The following is a 15,387-nucleotide window of genomic DNA, read 5'->3' as shown; positions in this document are numbered from 1 at the left end:
GTAACGCCCTCGACAGGATTCGAACCCACCCTAAGAGAACCGGAATCTCTCGTGCTATCCACTACACTACGAGGGCATATACAGATTGCTTTCAATATTATATGTTAGATTGATGTACAATGCAAGCGGAATTCAGTAGTATTTAGGTATAGCAGGTATGGATTTAAAAAAACATGAATAAGATAGTATTGTTAGTACTTTTCGTTTGACCTTTATTGACCATAGGTGTATGATAAAAATTACATAAATATCTAAATAAAGTTTAAAAAGGAGGATAAATAAATTGAATCTTATTCCTACTGTTATCGAACAGACCAACCGTGGAGAAAGGGCATATGACATTTATTCACGATTATTAAAGGATCGTATTATTTTATTGGGGAGTGCAATTGATGATAATGTAGCAAATTCAATTGTAGCACAATTATTATTTCTAACAGCAGAAGATTCTGATAAAGATATTTCGTTATATATAAATAGTCCTGGTGGATCAATTACTGCTGGTATGGCTATTTATGATACGATGCAGTTTATTAAACCGAATGTTTCAACAATGTGTATTGGTATGGCGGCATCGATGGGTGCATTTTTACTAGCTGCTGGTACGAAAGGCAAGCGTTTTGCTTTACCAAATAGTGAAGTGATGATTCACCAACCACTAGGTGGTGCACAAGGTCAAGCAACTGAAATAGAAATTGCTGCGAAGCGCATTTTATTCTTACGTGATAAATTAAATGGTATCCTTTCTGAACGTACTGGTCAGCCGTTAGAAGTGATCGAACGTGATACAGAGCGTGATAATTTTATGACTGCAGAAAAAGCTAAAGAATACGGCTTAATCGATAAAGTTCTAGATCCTGCGACTTAATCGTCTACTTTCTAAATATGAAAAAACCCTCTCACTGCTGTGAGAGGGTTTTTTTAGCCATTTTGAATAACAAAATTACATAATGCTTCAAGTGCTTCTTCTTCATCTTGCCCATCAGCATACAATGTAATTGTTGAACCATTGCTAACCGCTAAGCTCATTAAGCCCATAATACTCTTAGCATTTACCTTTTTGCCATTCTTCTCTAAAAAAATATCTGAAGCGTAACGATTCGCCTCTTGAACAAATAAAGCTGCTGGTCGAGCTTGTAATCCTGTTTTCAATTGTACCTCTACTTTTTTTTCAACCATTTAATGTTCCTCCCTTTTTCAAAAGCTATTATTTTGTATTAATAGAATGACCTGATCGCAGCTTTTCTGCGATTTCATCTATTTTTCGTAGGCGATGATTAATCCCTGACTTACTTATGCTCCCACCAGGTAGCATTTCACCTAGTTCTTTTAATGTAACATCTTGATAAGTAATTCTTAGCTCTGCAATAACTCGAAGCTTGTCGGGAAGTGAACTAAGTCCTACTGTTTCATCAATATACCGAATATTTTCTACTTGCCTAATAGCTGCACCAACTGTTTTATTTAAATTGGCAGTCTCACAGTTAACTAAGCGATTAACTGAATTCCTCATGTCTCTAACAATACGGACATCTTCAAATCTTAACAATGCACTATGGGCACCGATAATATTTAGAAATTCAGCAATCTTTTCAGCTTCTTTTAAATACGTTACAAAGCCTTTTTTTCTTTCAATCATTTTACAATTTAATTGAAAGCTGGTGTTCATTAATTCACAAAGTGCTTGACTATGTTCCCGATATAACGAAAATATCTCTAGGTGGTATGAAGACGTTTCTGGATTATTAATCGAGCCACCTGCTAAAAAAGCTCCACGCAAATAAGATCTTTTACAACATTTTTTCTTAATTAAGTCATCTGAAATCCTTCCAAGAAACGAGAAACCTTCATCGATAATTTTTAAGTCTTCAAGAATACCTTTAGCGCTTTCAATTAAGCGAACAATATATACATTATTCTTTTTCAAACGCATTTTCTTTCTAACTAATAGTTCAACTGACACATCATACAATCTTTTTAGCAATGTATAGATACGTCTTGCAATTGCTGCATTTTCAGTTTGGATAGTTACAATGAGTTTACGATTTGAAAAAGTTAATGACCCATTCATTCTTATTAATGCAGAGAGCTCTGACTTTGCACAGCAATCTTTAATTTCAATATTTGTTAGTTCCTTTTTGGTCTCTGATGCATATGACATACCTCTCAGCCCCTTTTATCTATATGCGACTTAAAATAGGAGGACAAAAAGGTCGACGCAGAATAAGGCGGTATAGTATCTGTCACCTCTGAGGTTACTTACATTGAGCAACCTCCTTGACTCCTTCCAATATAACTAGTATATGCAGATACAAATAAAATTGTATTTTGCATTCAAAAATTAAGTAGTTTCATTAAATGCTATCACACTCGTACATAAAAGGTAAATGAGTACTTTGTATGCAATTGTTATATTCCATGGATTTTGTGAACATTTTGTAAAAGTGAGTATAAGAGAGATGCTACTTTTTTTGTATCATGTCGAATGACTCCATCTTCAAAGCTAATAATGTTATCGTGAATAATATCTAACCCTAAATCCTTTAATCGGTCGATATCATAGATGACTGGTTGAGCCATTTCTTTTGCATATCTATCCATAATGTACGCAGGAATTTCCTCTTCATTCACCATAATAACATCAAGAAAATCGCATTTCATATGATCATAAAGTGCTCTAACATGGTCACTTGCTGTATAGTTTGATGTTTCTCCAAACTGAGTCATCACATTACACATATAGACCTTTTTTGCTGTTGCAGCACAAACCTCTTTTCCTATATTAGAAACTAATAGGTTAGGTAAAATACTTGTATATAAACTTCCGGGGCCAATGACAATTAAATCTGCTTCACGTATTGCTGCTATTGTCTCAGAAAGCGGCTTGACATCTTCAGGTGTCAAAAAGACACGTTCGATTTTCTTTCCATAATCAGGTATTTTCGATTCACCAGATACCAATGTTCCATCTGCCATTTCAGCATGCAAATTAACGCTTCTATTAGCAGCTGGTAACACCTGACCTCTCACGTTTAACACTTTGCTCATTTCTCCAATTGCATGAACAAAATCGCCTGTTATATTTGTCATTGCAGCTAAGATAATATTTCCTAGTGAATGTCCAGATAAACCATTGCCATCCTCAAACCTATACTGGAACAACTCTTCAACCAATGGTTCAACATCTGATAAAGCTACTAACACATTTCTAATATCACCAGGTGGTGGAATGTCAAGCTCATTTCTAAGTCTTCCTGAGCTCCCACCATCATCAGCCACTGTAACGATAGCGGTGATATTCACAGGGTATTGTTTTAAGCCCCGCAATAAGACAGGTAAGCCTGTACCTCCGCCTATAATTACAATATTAGGCTGTTTTTTTCTTTCCATGTATTATTTTTCCTTTCGCTTGTCAATATCTCGGTGAGATATACGAGTTTTATAGCTATTTTCAAAATATTGACCTAAATACTCCGCTAGTGTTACGGAGCGGTGCTGACCACCAGTACATCCAATTGCGACGATGAGCTGGCTCTTACCTTCTCTTTTATAATGCGGCAGCATAAAAGTCAATAAATCAACAACTTTTGTTAAAAACTTTTGCGTATCGTTCCATTTTAAAACATATGATGAAACTTCTTCATTGAGACCAGTTTTAGGTCTCATATGATCAATATAATGTGGGTTCGGTAAAAAACGAACATCAAAGACTAAATCAGCATCTATCGGCAAGCCATATTTAAAACCAAAAGATACAACATTAACAGTAAAAATTTGTTTACCCTGGGTTGCAAACTGCTGTAATATTTTTTCCCTCAAGTCACGAGGTTTTAGATCAGATGTATCATAAATCAGCTGTGCTCTTCCCTTTAACTCTTCCAACATTTTTCTTTCTAGCTGAATACCTTCAAGAGGAAGTCCTTCTTGGGACAGCGGATGAGATCTCCTTGTTTCTTTATAACGACTAACTAAAGTGGCATCCTTGGCATCTAAAAATAAGATTTGAGGTGTAATCCACGCTTTCTCTGCCATATCATCTAGTGCTTCAAATAGGCTTTCAAAAAATTCTCTTCCTCTTAAGTCCATTCCAAGTGCTACTTTATTCATCTTATTACCGGAATCCTTCATAAGTTCTAGAAATTTCGGAAGTAAAGAAGGCGGTAGATTATCAACACAAAAATATCCTAAATCTTCAAAGCTTTGTATGGCTACTGTTTTCCCTGCACCAGACATTCCTGTAATAATGACCATTTGGATATCACTCGTTGAGCCAGTACTCATACTATTACCCCCTCAAACACGTTTAACTAGGATCTAATCGATAAGAAAGCAACTCAAAGTTCGGCGTATATGTGAAAGTACCATAAATGATACCTTTTCCATTAACCATATAGTCAATAATGTGATAGTCACCTGGCGCCATAGGTAGCTTGGATATTTGCTCCACTTTCTGCCATGCAACCTTCCCTTCCTCTGATTCCTTCACATTGCTACCATCAAATTCTGTGGATAGAAAGGTAAACATCATCCATTCCGAAATGATTTGATTTTGCTCTTTTATCAATATTGTGAAAATACCTTTAATGCTTGGATCTTTTATAAATATACCTGTTTCTTCACGAAATTCACGTATGCAAGATTCTCTAATGGATTCTCCCTGTTCCATTTTGCCACCAGGTGCTACCCACCAGCCTCTACTAGGCTTTTGTAAAAGTAATACTTGACCTTCATGAACTAAGACGCAATTAGTTACTCTTTGCACGCCTTTCACCTCGTTGTATTTATACCATTAATTATACTATTTCTACTTGCTCGTCACAATAAATGGTATAAAAGAAATGCGGAAGGCAATTCAGGTCGTTGCATAGTAATAAATGACAAACAGAGAATTTTGCTCATAACATACCTATATAATGTAGTTTTCGCATTACTTACATATGTTTTCATGGTCTTTTTTCTTATATATAGATAGTTTTCACATTAATTATTTGCTTTTCGTTCTTAGGTGTAAGTACGTTTCTACATCTAACGTCCTCATGATAGAAGAACCACGAAATAAATCTATATAAAAAAAGGACACGGGGTCATTTCCCGTGCCAAGGATATATTTATAAAAGGGGGTCAATTACTTATATTTATAGTACCTAATAATTGTTGCACCTGTGTTACAACTCGGTTAAAACGTTATTACGGTTTTGTTATAATTATTTTGATTTCTCTTTTAACTCTTCAATATAATGCGCTGCACTTTGGGCGGCAACACTTCCATCACCAGTAGCTGTAACGATTTGTCGAACCGTTTTTTCTCGAATATCTCCTGATGCAAAAATACCAGGAATTTTCGACTCCATTTGCTCATTCGTTTCAATATATCCATTTTCATTCGTAATACCAAGGTTTGCGAACGGTTTTGATAATGGATTTAAACCGATGTATATGAACACACCATCAGTATTAAATTCTTGCTCCTCACCTGTCTGAGTATCAACTAGTGTCACACTACCCACTTTTCCGTCTTTTTCATTAACCTGTTTCACCGTGTGGTTCCAAATAAAATCAATCTTTTCATTATCAAATGCGCGCTGTTGTAGAATTTGTTGCGCTCGAAGTTGATCACGACGATGAACAATTGTTACTTTAGATGCATAACGAGTTAGGTATACCCCTTCCTCTACTGCAGAATCTCCACCACCTACAACAACCAGTTCTTTTCCTTTAAAAAACGCTCCATCACAAACTGCGCAATATGATACCCCTCGACCACCTAGTTCATTTTCACCAGGCACTCCTAGTTTTTTATATTCTGCACCAGTGGCAATAATAACTGCTCTTGCTTTTAATTCCTTACTACTAGTGACCACAGTTTTATACTCTTCACCATCTATAATTTCCTTAATATCGCCATATGCATATTCAGCACCAAATTTCTTCGAATGCTCGAACATTTTATTTGATAGCTCTGGCCCTAAGATTGATTCAAATCCCGGAAAGTTCTCAACGTCCTCAGTGTTCGCCATTTGACCACCAGGAACACCACGTTCCACCATTATTGTTGACAAATTAGCTCTTGATGTATATACCGCTGCTGTCATTCCAGCAGGTCCTGCTCCAATAATTACTACATCGTAAATTGTATCTTCTGCCATTTTATTCACTCCTTCATTATTAACTGATTCACTCATAAGAATGTTATAAAATATTCTTTCACTTAGAACATCTCTATAAGTTAATGAATATATAATACCTTTTCCTTTGGCTGTTTTCGCATTGACTGCTACTTTTTAAATTAAGATATAAGCACGTAAAGTTCATGGTATCTTTTTATCTTTATAAACGATGATAATCCCATATATTCTTATGTGCTGTTCTAGTTTTTAAAATAGCAACAAAGTTTACGAAAAGCGCCTTTCCTTAATTGTATCCTATAAGACACTGAATGAATCGTCCAATAATCTGCTCACTGAAGGAGAACATTCACAAATTCACCATATTTTGAAACAGTTTTTACCGAAACATCATATTTTAGGGCAACCTCTCGTTGAGTTACTTTTTTACGTAATAACTTTTTCCATTTATATTCAATTGCTGCAGCCCAAGCATGTGTATTCAAAAGTTCATATTCCATATTTATTCCGTTATCAAATACTAAGCATGCCTTGTTGAAAAGGTCAGCCATTTCTACATGACTCAGTTTATTACTTTTAAAAATTTGTTCCAATATCATGTATGAATTCTTAATGTAGCCTGAATGACTATTTAATCCCTTCTGGCATATTTTACCAGTCATATAATGAGCAAGCTCACTTTCAAATGATGTATATTTTGTTTGAACATTTTCTTGATAAATGCCAGTTGGTTCAACATTATTTCCTTGGCTAACTAAAAACAAACCATACAAACGTTCATATTTATTGTCACTCTTCAAAAGTGAGTTTGCGCCTTTAACTACCTCATGAGCCACATGCATTTTCCATGGCTCTGTGCCGTTCCTTTCTGGACTGAGTTCAATAACTTTCTTCCATATATTCCTTGCAAAACTTTCGTGGTTTGAGTAATACGCGGCATTTGCAAGCCAATAATAATACGTACCATCACCTTCGAACCCTTGTTTATAAAGCTGCTTTAACCACTTGTACGCTAGCTCAGATTCTCCTACGAGCGCAAAGGTTGCTCCAAGCTTGTAGCGATGTTCAACCGTAATTGGGTATACCTTTTCAAGTTTATTGATTAGTGGCTTAACAAGCTCATCTTCTTTATGGTAATAAAAGAAGATAACCATATTGCAAAGCGCGTGTAGATTTCCAGGATTTTTATCAAAAACCTCGTCAAGGATTTGTATAGCACGATTTAAATCACCTAAGTAGAAATGCGCCAACGCTAAATTATTATATGCTGACCAAAATTCAGGGTTTTCCTTAATCATTGAGTTTAATAATTGTATAGCTTCTGAAAACTGACCATCTTCTAACAAGCTTCGCGCTCTTTCTTGATTTAAGATGAGCGCATCTTCCTCACTATCTTGCGCTTCTGTGCTTATATCATATTCAATACTTAACAGCTCGAGTAGATCCTCAGTATCTTCACTAAACTCTCCATCTGGAGCATGTTTAAGGTACTCAAGCGCATATTTGCGCGACATTTGAAACAGCCCTAGGTGAGCATAATTATTTGCCATAAAATACGAACATTCCACCATCGTTGGGTCTACATTTTCTAATATATTAGCTAGTATAATATTTGATTGCTGAAACTCTCCATTCTCCATAAGAACGATCGCCATTTGACATAAATACTCCGGCTCATTTGGTTTCAGTTGTATTGCTCGAGATAAATACTTCTTTGCTTTATATAAATCGCTATTTCGATACGCTTTTTTTCCTTTCAAGAAAAGTTTCTCATCATCTTGAAATGGAATAATAATCGCTGATTGTTTTGAGTTTTTCCCCATTCATGCCTCCGAAAAATATCTTCCTGCCTAAACACTCAATTTGTTCAAAAGTGTATTTCCTGTAAACGTAAGGTGCTAAACTCACGAAAATTAGCCCGCACCTTGTGACAATACTACTCATGAATATATCTGCTAAATTAGATGAAGTGACAGGAAGATTGCTTGTTAATCTTCTTACATTTTGACTTTATGACCTCGCGTTGATGGCGCCTGAGGTAAACATACAATTCTTTCTTAATATTTAAACTGGCTCTTTTCAGAAAATTTGTTGCTGTTCGTTCTATTTATAACCTAAAACAAGTTATGATGAAAATAGTTACAGTCACAATCCTAGTGGTATACAGATTTAACTCTTAGCACGAAAAACAACATTTTAAGCGAAAACAGCCTGAAAGTAATTTCTGCTACTGATTAAATTAAATACTTAAAATTAAGTTCATTTCACCGATGGTAGTATAACATACATATGTTGTCCAAAAACAGTGTAAGTTTTAGGTTATAATACTATAATAATATGCGTTAAAGAGGAAGGAGCAACCCAATGAGACAAGCCGCAGATGATATTGCAAATGTCCCCATGAAAAAGCAAACAAAAAAGCCGTTAGTCTTGGCTGCTGTGATGCTTGCTATGTTTATGGCTGCCATCGAAGCTACCATTGTATCTACAGCTATGCCAGTCATTGTTGGAGAATTAGGGGGCTTTTCTTTATATAGCTGGGTTTTTTCTGGATATTTATTAATGAATGCTGTTACAGTACTTATTTATGGTAAACTGTCTGATTTATTTGGTCGCAAACCAGTTATTACGTTTGGCATTATTATTTTCTTATTAGGTTCTATACTATGTGGATTTGCTCAATCAATGGGCATGTTAATTCTTTTTCGTGTCATTCAGGGATTTGGAGCAGGAGCTGTTATGCCGATCGCTTCAACCATTGTCGGTGATATTTATACAAAAGAGGAAAGAGCCAAAATTCAAGGATATTTATCAAGTGTTTGGGGAATTTCTGCAATTACCGGCCCTGCTTTAGGTGGGTTATTAGTTGAATACGTTAGCTGGCGTTATGTCTTTTGGGTTAATATACCACTTGGTATTTTGGCCATCATCGCTTTATGGGCATTTCTTCATGAAGATGTTGAAAAAAAGAAACATGACATTGACTATCTTGGTGCTGTACTATTAACCATTTCAATTGCTTCCTTTATGTTTATTCTTGTTGAAGGCGGTAATAATCAGTCGTGGACTTCACTACCTACATTAGCTCTACTAATGATAGGAATCATTGCAATTACGTTATTCGTTTTTCAAGAAAGACGTGCTGTAGATCCGATGATGCCCTTTAACTTATGGAAAGAGCGCTCGATATTTATTGCTAATATGGCTTCTTTGACAACAGGCATCATGCTTATCGGAATTTCTAGTTTCCTACCTGCATTTGTACAAGGGGTCATGGAACAATCACCTATTGTTGCTGGTTTTACATTGACGACGATGAGTATCGGTTGGCCAATTGCAGCGACAGTTGCTGGTAGGTTATTACTGAAAATCGGCTTTAGAACAACATCCTTGTTCGGTGGGGCTTCATTAATATTCGGAAGTATGATATTTGTTTTCATGTCTCCTGATGCAGGACCTATTACTGCTGCTACTGGCTCATTTTTTATCGGTGTAGGGATGGGATTAACGACTACTTCTTTTATTGTTTCTATTCAAAGTACAGTTGACTGGAAACAACGAGGGGTTGCCACAGCAGCAAATATGTTCATGCGAAATGTTGGTAATACAATAGGTGCAGCTCTACTTGGAGGAATCTTAAACAATCAGTTTCAGCGATATATTCATGAACAGGAAACCAACACTGAAGGGTTAACGATTAATTCAGCAAATATTTTACTTAATGAAGAAGAAAGGAATCAGCTGTCTGAAGGTGTAAAACAAATACTACAAGATGGACTAACCTTCTCGCTTCACTCTGTATATTATGTTGTTCTCGCATTTGCAATTGTTAGTCTAATATTAATTGCGCTATTGCCTAAAAAAGATGCTGCTTAGTATATCAATTGAAAAACGTCAAAATTCCACCTAGCCTGATCTATGCTCAAAAATACTAGGTGGAATTTTATCGTCGTTGACACAATTTCTTCTCTCTCCTAAATAAACCTTCGAGATTGGAAAGTCCAATTTATTGCTTATGCCTTTTTTCTAAAACATTTAGCACATCATCTAATGGAAGCTTCTGCTCACGTAACAATACAAGTAAGTGATAAAGTAAGTCAGCTGTCTCCCATGTAAGTTCATCACTATTACGATTTTTTGCTGCAATAATGACCTCCGCTGTTTCTTCTCCTACCTTTTTCAATATTTTATCTACACCTTTATCAAATAAATACGTAGTATATGAGCCTTCTTCACGTTCTGTTTCTCTTTTTGCAATAATTTGCTCTAACTGATTAATAATAGCAAAGCGTTCATGTCCTAACTGTTCTTTTGCACTTACGATTTCTTCTGTAAAGCATGTATATGTGCCATTGTGACAAGCTACACCTGCGGGTTCAACGAGTACTAGTAATGCATCCTTATCACAATCATACTTCATTTCAATAATTTTTTGAGTGTTTCCTGATGTTGCGCCTTTATGCCACAACTGTTGTCTAGAGCGACTATAAAACCATGTTTCTCCCGTCTCGATAGACTTTTCTAAAGAATCCTTATTCATATATGCTAACATTAATACTTCCTTACTGACGATATCTTGAACAATTGCAGGCACTAATCCTTGGTCATTAAATGTAAGATGTGGTACTGTCACCTTACATACACCCCCTTCTGATGTAAAAAGGTTTTTACCTCTCTAACTGATGTTTCCTTGTAATGAAAAATTGATGCAGCTAATGCAGCATCAGCTTTCCCTTCAGTAAATGCCTCGACAAAATGATCTGCACGACCCGCTCCCCCAGATGCGATTACCGGGACAGAAACCGCCATGCTTACTTCTTTCGTCAAATCAATATCAAAACCACTCTTTTCACCATCACTATCCATACTCGTCAATAAAATTTCTCCTGCCCCGCGTCTAACAACCTCTTTCGCCCAATCAATAACACGCCAATCAGTTGCCTGCCTTCCTCCGTGTGTAAACACTCGCCATGTTTGAATAGTTTGATCATATTTTGCGTCAATCGCTACGACAATGCATTGTGAACCAAAATAATTTGCCCCTTCAGTGATAAGACGAGGGTTGTTAACAGCCGCCGTGTTAATTGAAACTTTGTCCGCACCTGCACGTAACATCTTTTTCATATCTGCTAAACTATTAATGCCACCACCAACCGTGAACGGAATCGCTAGCTGACCAGCAACATTTTGCACGACGTCAACCATCGTTTTTCTTCCTTCATGTGAAGCGGATATATCTAAAAAGACTAATTCATCAGCACCCTCTTGATCATAGAAGGAGGCTAATTCAACAGGGTCACCTGCATCACGTAGTTCAACAAACCGGATTCCCTTCACAACTCTTCCTTCCTTGACATCTAAACAAGGAATAATTCGCTTCGTAATCATATGTCTTTCACCGAACTCACTGCCTCACTTACAGTAAACTGATTCGTGTATAGTGCCTTTCCAATAATCGCACCACTTACACCTATTTGCTTATATTGCATTAAGCCCTTTACATCATCAAGTGAGGAAATTCCACCTGATGCAATAACCTGCTTTTTCGTAGCTTGTGCCATTTCAACGACGGCATCTGTGTTAGGTCCTGACAACATCCCATCCGTCTTAATGTCTGTAAAGATAAAAGTTTCCGCTCCATGTTCTGCAAGCTCCTTACCAATTACAGTCGCTTTGATTGTCGACATCTCCAGCCAACCTTCTATCGCTGCATAACCATCTTTTGCATCAATACCTATTGCAATATGTTGCTGATATTTCTTAAGCATTTCTTTGACAAAAGGTGGGTTGTTAATTGCCGCACTTCCTAAAATAATGCGCTTAATACCTTTCTCCAGATAATAGACGATGTCTGCCTCTGTTCGAATTCCACCACCAACCTGTACATTTGCTTGTAATTGTTCAGCAATGTCAATGACTTCTTTGTCATTCACTGGTTTTCCCACTTTTGCTCCATCTAAATCGACAGTATGAATCCATGTTGCTCCTTGATTTTCGAAGAGCTGTGCCATTGCTAAAGGCGATTCACCATAAATCGTTTCTTTAGCGTAGTCGCCTTGTAATAATCTAACGCATTTGCCATTCCTAATATCAATCGCTGGATAAATCATAAATTGCTTCACGACGACAACACCTTCCCTTCAACAACCGCTGCAAAGTTTTCTAGTATTCTTAAGCCTGTATCACTACTTTTTTCTGGATGAAATTGCGTTCCAAAGACATTGCCCTTACCAACCACAGCTGGAACATCCACAGCATACTCACTACTTGCGATCACATCTGACTGCTCTCCTGCTTGAACATAATAAGAATGTACGAAATATACATATCCATTGTTCACACCTTCTAGAAGTGATGAAGGTTGGTGAACATGTAGTTTATTCCATCCCATATGTGGGATTTTATAAGCTTCATTTTGAGGAAAGCGGACGACACGTCCCTTAATTAAGCCAAGCCCCTCTGAAAGTCCATTTTCTTCACTTTCATCAAACAATAACTGCATACCTAGACATATACCAAGGAGTGGTTTCCTTTGCTGGGTACAATCCTTTAAAAATGTAGTCAATCCTCTGTCATTTAAAATTGCCATCGCGTCTTTAAATGCTCCAACGCCCGGGAGAATTAACCCTTTAGCTTGTTTTAGCAGGCGCTGGTCGTCTGTTATCACATAATCAACATCCATCCGTTCTAATGCTTTACTCACGCTATATAAATTCCCCATACCATAATCAACAATGCCGATCATTTATAACAACCCTTTCGTAGATGGTACCCCTTTTACTCTCGGATCGATCATAGTAGCTTCATCAAGCGCTCGACCTAATGCTTTAAACACCGCTTCAATCATATGATGTGTATTATGACCATAATGAATAATCACATGTAAATTTATACGAGCCTCAAGCGCTAGCTTCCAAAGAAATTCATGAACGAGCTCAGTATCAAAGGAGCCAACCCGTTTACTAGGCAAGTCACCCTTCAATACAAAGTGAGGGCGATTACTGAGGTCAACGACAACTTGTGCTAGTGCTTCATCCATAGGTACGAAAGCATTTCCGTATCTTTTAATTCCACTCTTATTACCAAGAGCTTCCCTTAGCGCTTGTCCTAAACAAATACCAATATCCTCTGTCGTATGATGATCATCGATTTCAGTGTCACCATTTGCAAGTATTGCTAAATCAAATTGTCCATGTTTAGTGAACAAATCTAACATATGTGTTAGAAATGGAACACCAGTCTCAAGGTCAGCATTTCCCTTCCCATCAATTTCAAATGAAAGCTGAATAGATGTTTCATTCGTCACTCTATTTACACTCGTATTTCTCATCATGATCCCTCCTTATCAGCTGTCGATAAACGCACTTCTATGGCACGGGCATGTGCTTCTAATCCTTCAGCTCGCGCAAAAGAAGCAATCTTTGCTCCGTTAGTAATTAACGCATCCTTACTATAAGAAATGATGCTTGATTTTTTAACATAGTCATCCACTGAAAGAGGACTTGAAAAACGCGCTGTCCCATTAGTCGGAAGAACATGGTTCGGTCCAGCAAAATAATCACCAACTGGCTCTGTACTATACCTTCCAAGAAAGATGGCACCAGCATGACGAATACTTGCTACAATAGACATTGGGTCTACAGTCATAATTTCTAGATGTTCTGGTGCAAGTTCATTTACAACATCAATGGCTTCCACTAAATTATTTGTGACATAGATAGCTCCATAATCTCGTAATGATGCATGAGCAATTTCTTTCCGAGGTAATGTTTCAAGTTGTTTTTCTATCTCATGCTGTACTTTTTTTGCAAGTTCTATAGACGGTGTCACAACGATGCTTGAGGCTAATGCATCATGCTCTGCTTGTGATAATAAATCAGCAGCAATTTCTTTTGCATTTGCTGTATCATCTGCTAATACAACAATTTCACTAGGGCCAGCTATCATATCAATAGCAACATGCCCAAACACTTCACGTTTCGCAAGTGCTACATATATATTTCCTGGACCAACTATTTTATCAACTGAACGAATTGAATCTGTGCCATACGCAAGCGCCGCTATTGCTTGTGCTCCTCCAATTTTATATATTTCTTTAATTCCTGCTTCATGTGCAGCTACGATGACGGCGGGAGGTAATGCCCCATCATGTTGAGGAGGTGAAACAATAACAATGCGTTCAACGCCTGCAACCTGTGCGGGTATGACATTCATTAAAACCGAAGATGGGTAAGCCGCCGTTCCCCCAGGAACATATACCCCTACAGCGTCTAGGGGCGTAATCTTTTGACCTAGTAATGACCCGTCCTCTTTCATCGATATCCATGTTTGACGTACTTGACGTTGATGATAATCTCGGATATTTTCTGCTGCCTCTCTCATTACTTGTATGAGTGTTTGATCAACTTTTTCGTAAGCAGTAGAGATTTCTTCATCAGTCACACGAAAAGAGGATAGCTGAACACCATCATACTGAGCTGTTAAATCTCTAAGAGCTACATCTCCATCTGCTTTAACTTGCCCAATAATTGATAATACTGACTGTCTCTGCTGTTCTGTTCCACTATCAATTGTTCTCTTCAACGTCATGTCCTTTGATACACGTTTTATGTTCATAGCATTTTTTCACCATCCATCGCAAAATCGAGTTGCTCAATAATTGATGCAAGACGCTCAACAAGCTCATCTATTTGTTGTTCCTTCATTCGATAGCTTACTGGATTTACAATGAGTCTCGAAGTTACATGACCTATATGCTCCATTTCAACAAGTCCATTTTCCCGCAAAGTCTGACCTGTTGAAACGATATCAACGATGCGATCAGCTAAGCCGATGAGTGGTGCTAATTCTATAGAACCATTCAATTTTATAATTTCAACTTGCTCTCCCTGCTCTCTAAAATAAGTAGATGCAATATTTGGATATTTGGTCGCTACTTTAGGTGCGACATCTGTCGTTTTTACATCAGGTAACCCAGCAACTGCTAAGTAACAATGACTAATATAAAGATCAAGTAGCTCATATACATCTCGCTCTTCTTCTAGCATGACATCCTTACCTGCGATACCGAGATCAGCTACACCGTATTCAACATACGTTGTCACATCCATCGGCTTAGCAAGGATAAATTGAATTTGTTCTTCCTCTACATCTATAATCAATTTACGTGAAGCTTCAAATTTATTAGGCAACCGATAGCCAGCCTTTCTCAGTAATTCAACTGCTTCCGTAAATATGCGTCCCTTTGGCATAGCAATAGTAA

General features: G+C 37.2%; 16 protein-coding genes and 1 tRNA gene. 2 read left to right on the top strand and 15 right to left on the bottom strand.

Annotation, left to right across the window (positions count from 1 at the left end):
* Window positions 1-4: 4 nt before the first annotated feature.
* A tRNA-Arg gene (locus SLH52_RS01860) sits at window positions 5-76 on the bottom strand.
* Window positions 77-283: 207 nt separating this feature from the next.
* Here SLH52_RS01860 and clpP point away from each other — a divergent pair.
* Window positions 284-868 carry an ATP-dependent Clp endopeptidase proteolytic subunit ClpP gene (clpP, locus tag SLH52_RS01855; protein WP_320207602.1) on the top strand — a complete coding sequence of 195 codons (585 nt, stop codon included), beginning with the start codon at window positions 284-286 and terminating at the stop codon, window positions 866-868.
* A gap of 53 nt (window positions 869-921) precedes the next feature.
* On the opposite strand, the gene SLH52_RS01850 is transcribed toward clpP, so the two are convergent.
* The 7 genes from SLH52_RS01850 to SLH52_RS01820 all read right to left on the bottom strand — a co-directional run bounded on the left by SLH52_RS01850 (window position 922) and on the right by SLH52_RS01820 (window position 7,948).
* Window positions 922-1,179, bottom strand: coding sequence for an HPr family phosphocarrier protein (locus tag SLH52_RS01850; protein WP_214484204.1), 258 nt, complete (start codon window positions 1,177-1,179; stop codon window positions 922-924).
* A 28-nt stretch (window positions 1,180-1,207) separates the two neighbouring features.
* Window positions 1,208-2,161, bottom strand: coding sequence for a DNA-binding protein WhiA (whiA, locus tag SLH52_RS01845; RefSeq protein ID WP_320207601.1), 954 nt, complete (start codon window positions 2,159-2,161; stop codon window positions 1,208-1,210).
* 248 nt (window positions 2,162-2,409) lie between these two features.
* On the bottom strand, window positions 2,410-3,390 hold the full coding sequence (locus SLH52_RS01840) for a YvcK family protein (protein WP_320207600.1): 981 nt from the start codon (window positions 3,388-3,390) through the stop codon (window positions 2,410-2,412).
* Window positions 3,391-3,393: 3 nt separating this feature from the next.
* Window positions 3,394-4,281 (bottom strand): RNase adapter RapZ, encoded by an 888-nt coding sequence (gene rapZ, locus SLH52_RS01835; protein ID WP_320207599.1) that lies wholly within the window; start codon window positions 4,279-4,281, stop codon window positions 3,394-3,396.
* A gap of 22 nt (window positions 4,282-4,303) precedes the next feature.
* Window positions 4,304-4,762, bottom strand: coding sequence for an 8-oxo-dGTP diphosphatase (locus SLH52_RS01830; protein WP_320207598.1), 459 nt, complete (start codon window positions 4,760-4,762; stop codon window positions 4,304-4,306).
* A gap of 442 nt (window positions 4,763-5,204) precedes the next feature.
* The gene (trxB, locus tag SLH52_RS01825) at window positions 5,205-6,146 is read right to left on the bottom strand and encodes a thioredoxin-disulfide reductase (protein ID WP_320207597.1); all 942 of its coding nucleotides are present in this window, start codon (window positions 6,144-6,146) and stop codon (window positions 5,205-5,207) included.
* A 311-nt stretch (window positions 6,147-6,457) separates the two neighbouring features.
* Window positions 6,458-7,948, bottom strand: a complete 1,491-nt coding sequence (locus SLH52_RS01820; protein WP_320207596.1) for a tetratricopeptide repeat protein — start codon at window positions 7,946-7,948, stop codon at window positions 6,458-6,460.
* A 541-nt stretch (window positions 7,949-8,489) separates the two neighbouring features.
* On the opposite strand from SLH52_RS01820, the gene SLH52_RS01815 reads away from it, so the two are divergent.
* Window positions 8,490-10,001 carry an MDR family MFS transporter gene (locus SLH52_RS01815; protein WP_320207595.1) on the top strand — a complete coding sequence of 504 codons (1,512 nt, stop codon included), beginning with the start codon at window positions 8,490-8,492 and terminating at the stop codon, window positions 9,999-10,001.
* 130 nt (window positions 10,002-10,131) lie between these two features.
* Here the strand turns inward: SLH52_RS01815 and hisIE are convergent, their stop codons facing one another.
* Genes hisIE through hisG form a run of 7 tightly spaced genes read right to left on the bottom strand, consistent with a single transcriptional unit; the run spans window position 10,132 to window position 15,376 of the window.
* Window positions 10,132-10,758: a bifunctional phosphoribosyl-AMP cyclohydrolase/phosphoribosyl-ATP diphosphatase HisIE gene (gene hisIE / locus SLH52_RS01810; RefSeq protein ID WP_320207594.1), complete on the bottom strand. Its 627-nt coding sequence runs from the start codon at window positions 10,756-10,758 to the stop codon at window positions 10,132-10,134.
* Window positions 10,755-11,513 (bottom strand): imidazole glycerol phosphate synthase subunit HisF, encoded by a 759-nt coding sequence (gene hisF, locus SLH52_RS01805; protein WP_320207593.1) that lies wholly within the window; start codon window positions 11,511-11,513, stop codon window positions 10,755-10,757. The genes hisIE and hisF overlap by 4 nt, the downstream gene beginning before the upstream one ends.
* Entirely contained in the window at window positions 11,510-12,247 is a 738-nt protein-coding gene (gene hisA / locus SLH52_RS01800) for a 1-(5-phosphoribosyl)-5-[(5-phosphoribosylamino)methylideneamino]imidazole-4-carboxamide isomerase (RefSeq protein ID WP_320207592.1), read from the bottom strand. The genes hisF and hisA overlap by 4 nt, the downstream gene beginning before the upstream one ends.
* Window positions 12,244-12,870, bottom strand: a complete 627-nt coding sequence (gene hisH, locus SLH52_RS01795; protein ID WP_320207591.1) for an imidazole glycerol phosphate synthase subunit HisH — start codon at window positions 12,868-12,870, stop codon at window positions 12,244-12,246. The genes hisA and hisH overlap by 4 nt, the downstream gene beginning before the upstream one ends.
* Window positions 12,871-13,458 carry an imidazoleglycerol-phosphate dehydratase HisB gene (gene hisB / locus SLH52_RS01790; RefSeq protein WP_320207590.1) on the bottom strand — a complete coding sequence of 196 codons (588 nt, stop codon included), beginning with the start codon at window positions 13,456-13,458 and terminating at the stop codon, window positions 12,871-12,873.
* On the bottom strand, window positions 13,455-14,741 hold the full coding sequence (hisD, locus tag SLH52_RS01785) for a histidinol dehydrogenase (protein WP_320207589.1): 1,287 nt from the start codon (window positions 14,739-14,741) through the stop codon (window positions 13,455-13,457). Before hisD ends, hisB begins: the two co-directional genes overlap by 4 nt.
* Window positions 14,738-15,376 (bottom strand): ATP phosphoribosyltransferase, encoded by a 639-nt coding sequence (gene hisG, locus SLH52_RS01780; RefSeq protein ID WP_320207648.1) that lies wholly within the window; start codon window positions 15,374-15,376, stop codon window positions 14,738-14,740. The genes hisD and hisG overlap by 4 nt, the downstream gene beginning before the upstream one ends.
* Window positions 15,377-15,387: the final 11 nt, after the last annotated feature.

It is taken from the genome of Cytobacillus sp. IB215665 (genome assembly GCF_033963835.1).
Classification (GTDB): Bacteria; Bacillota; Bacilli; order Bacillales; family SM2101; genus Nanhaiella.
Note: the sequence above shows the minus strand (reverse complement) of the source record. Positions and strands in the feature narration are given on the sequence as shown.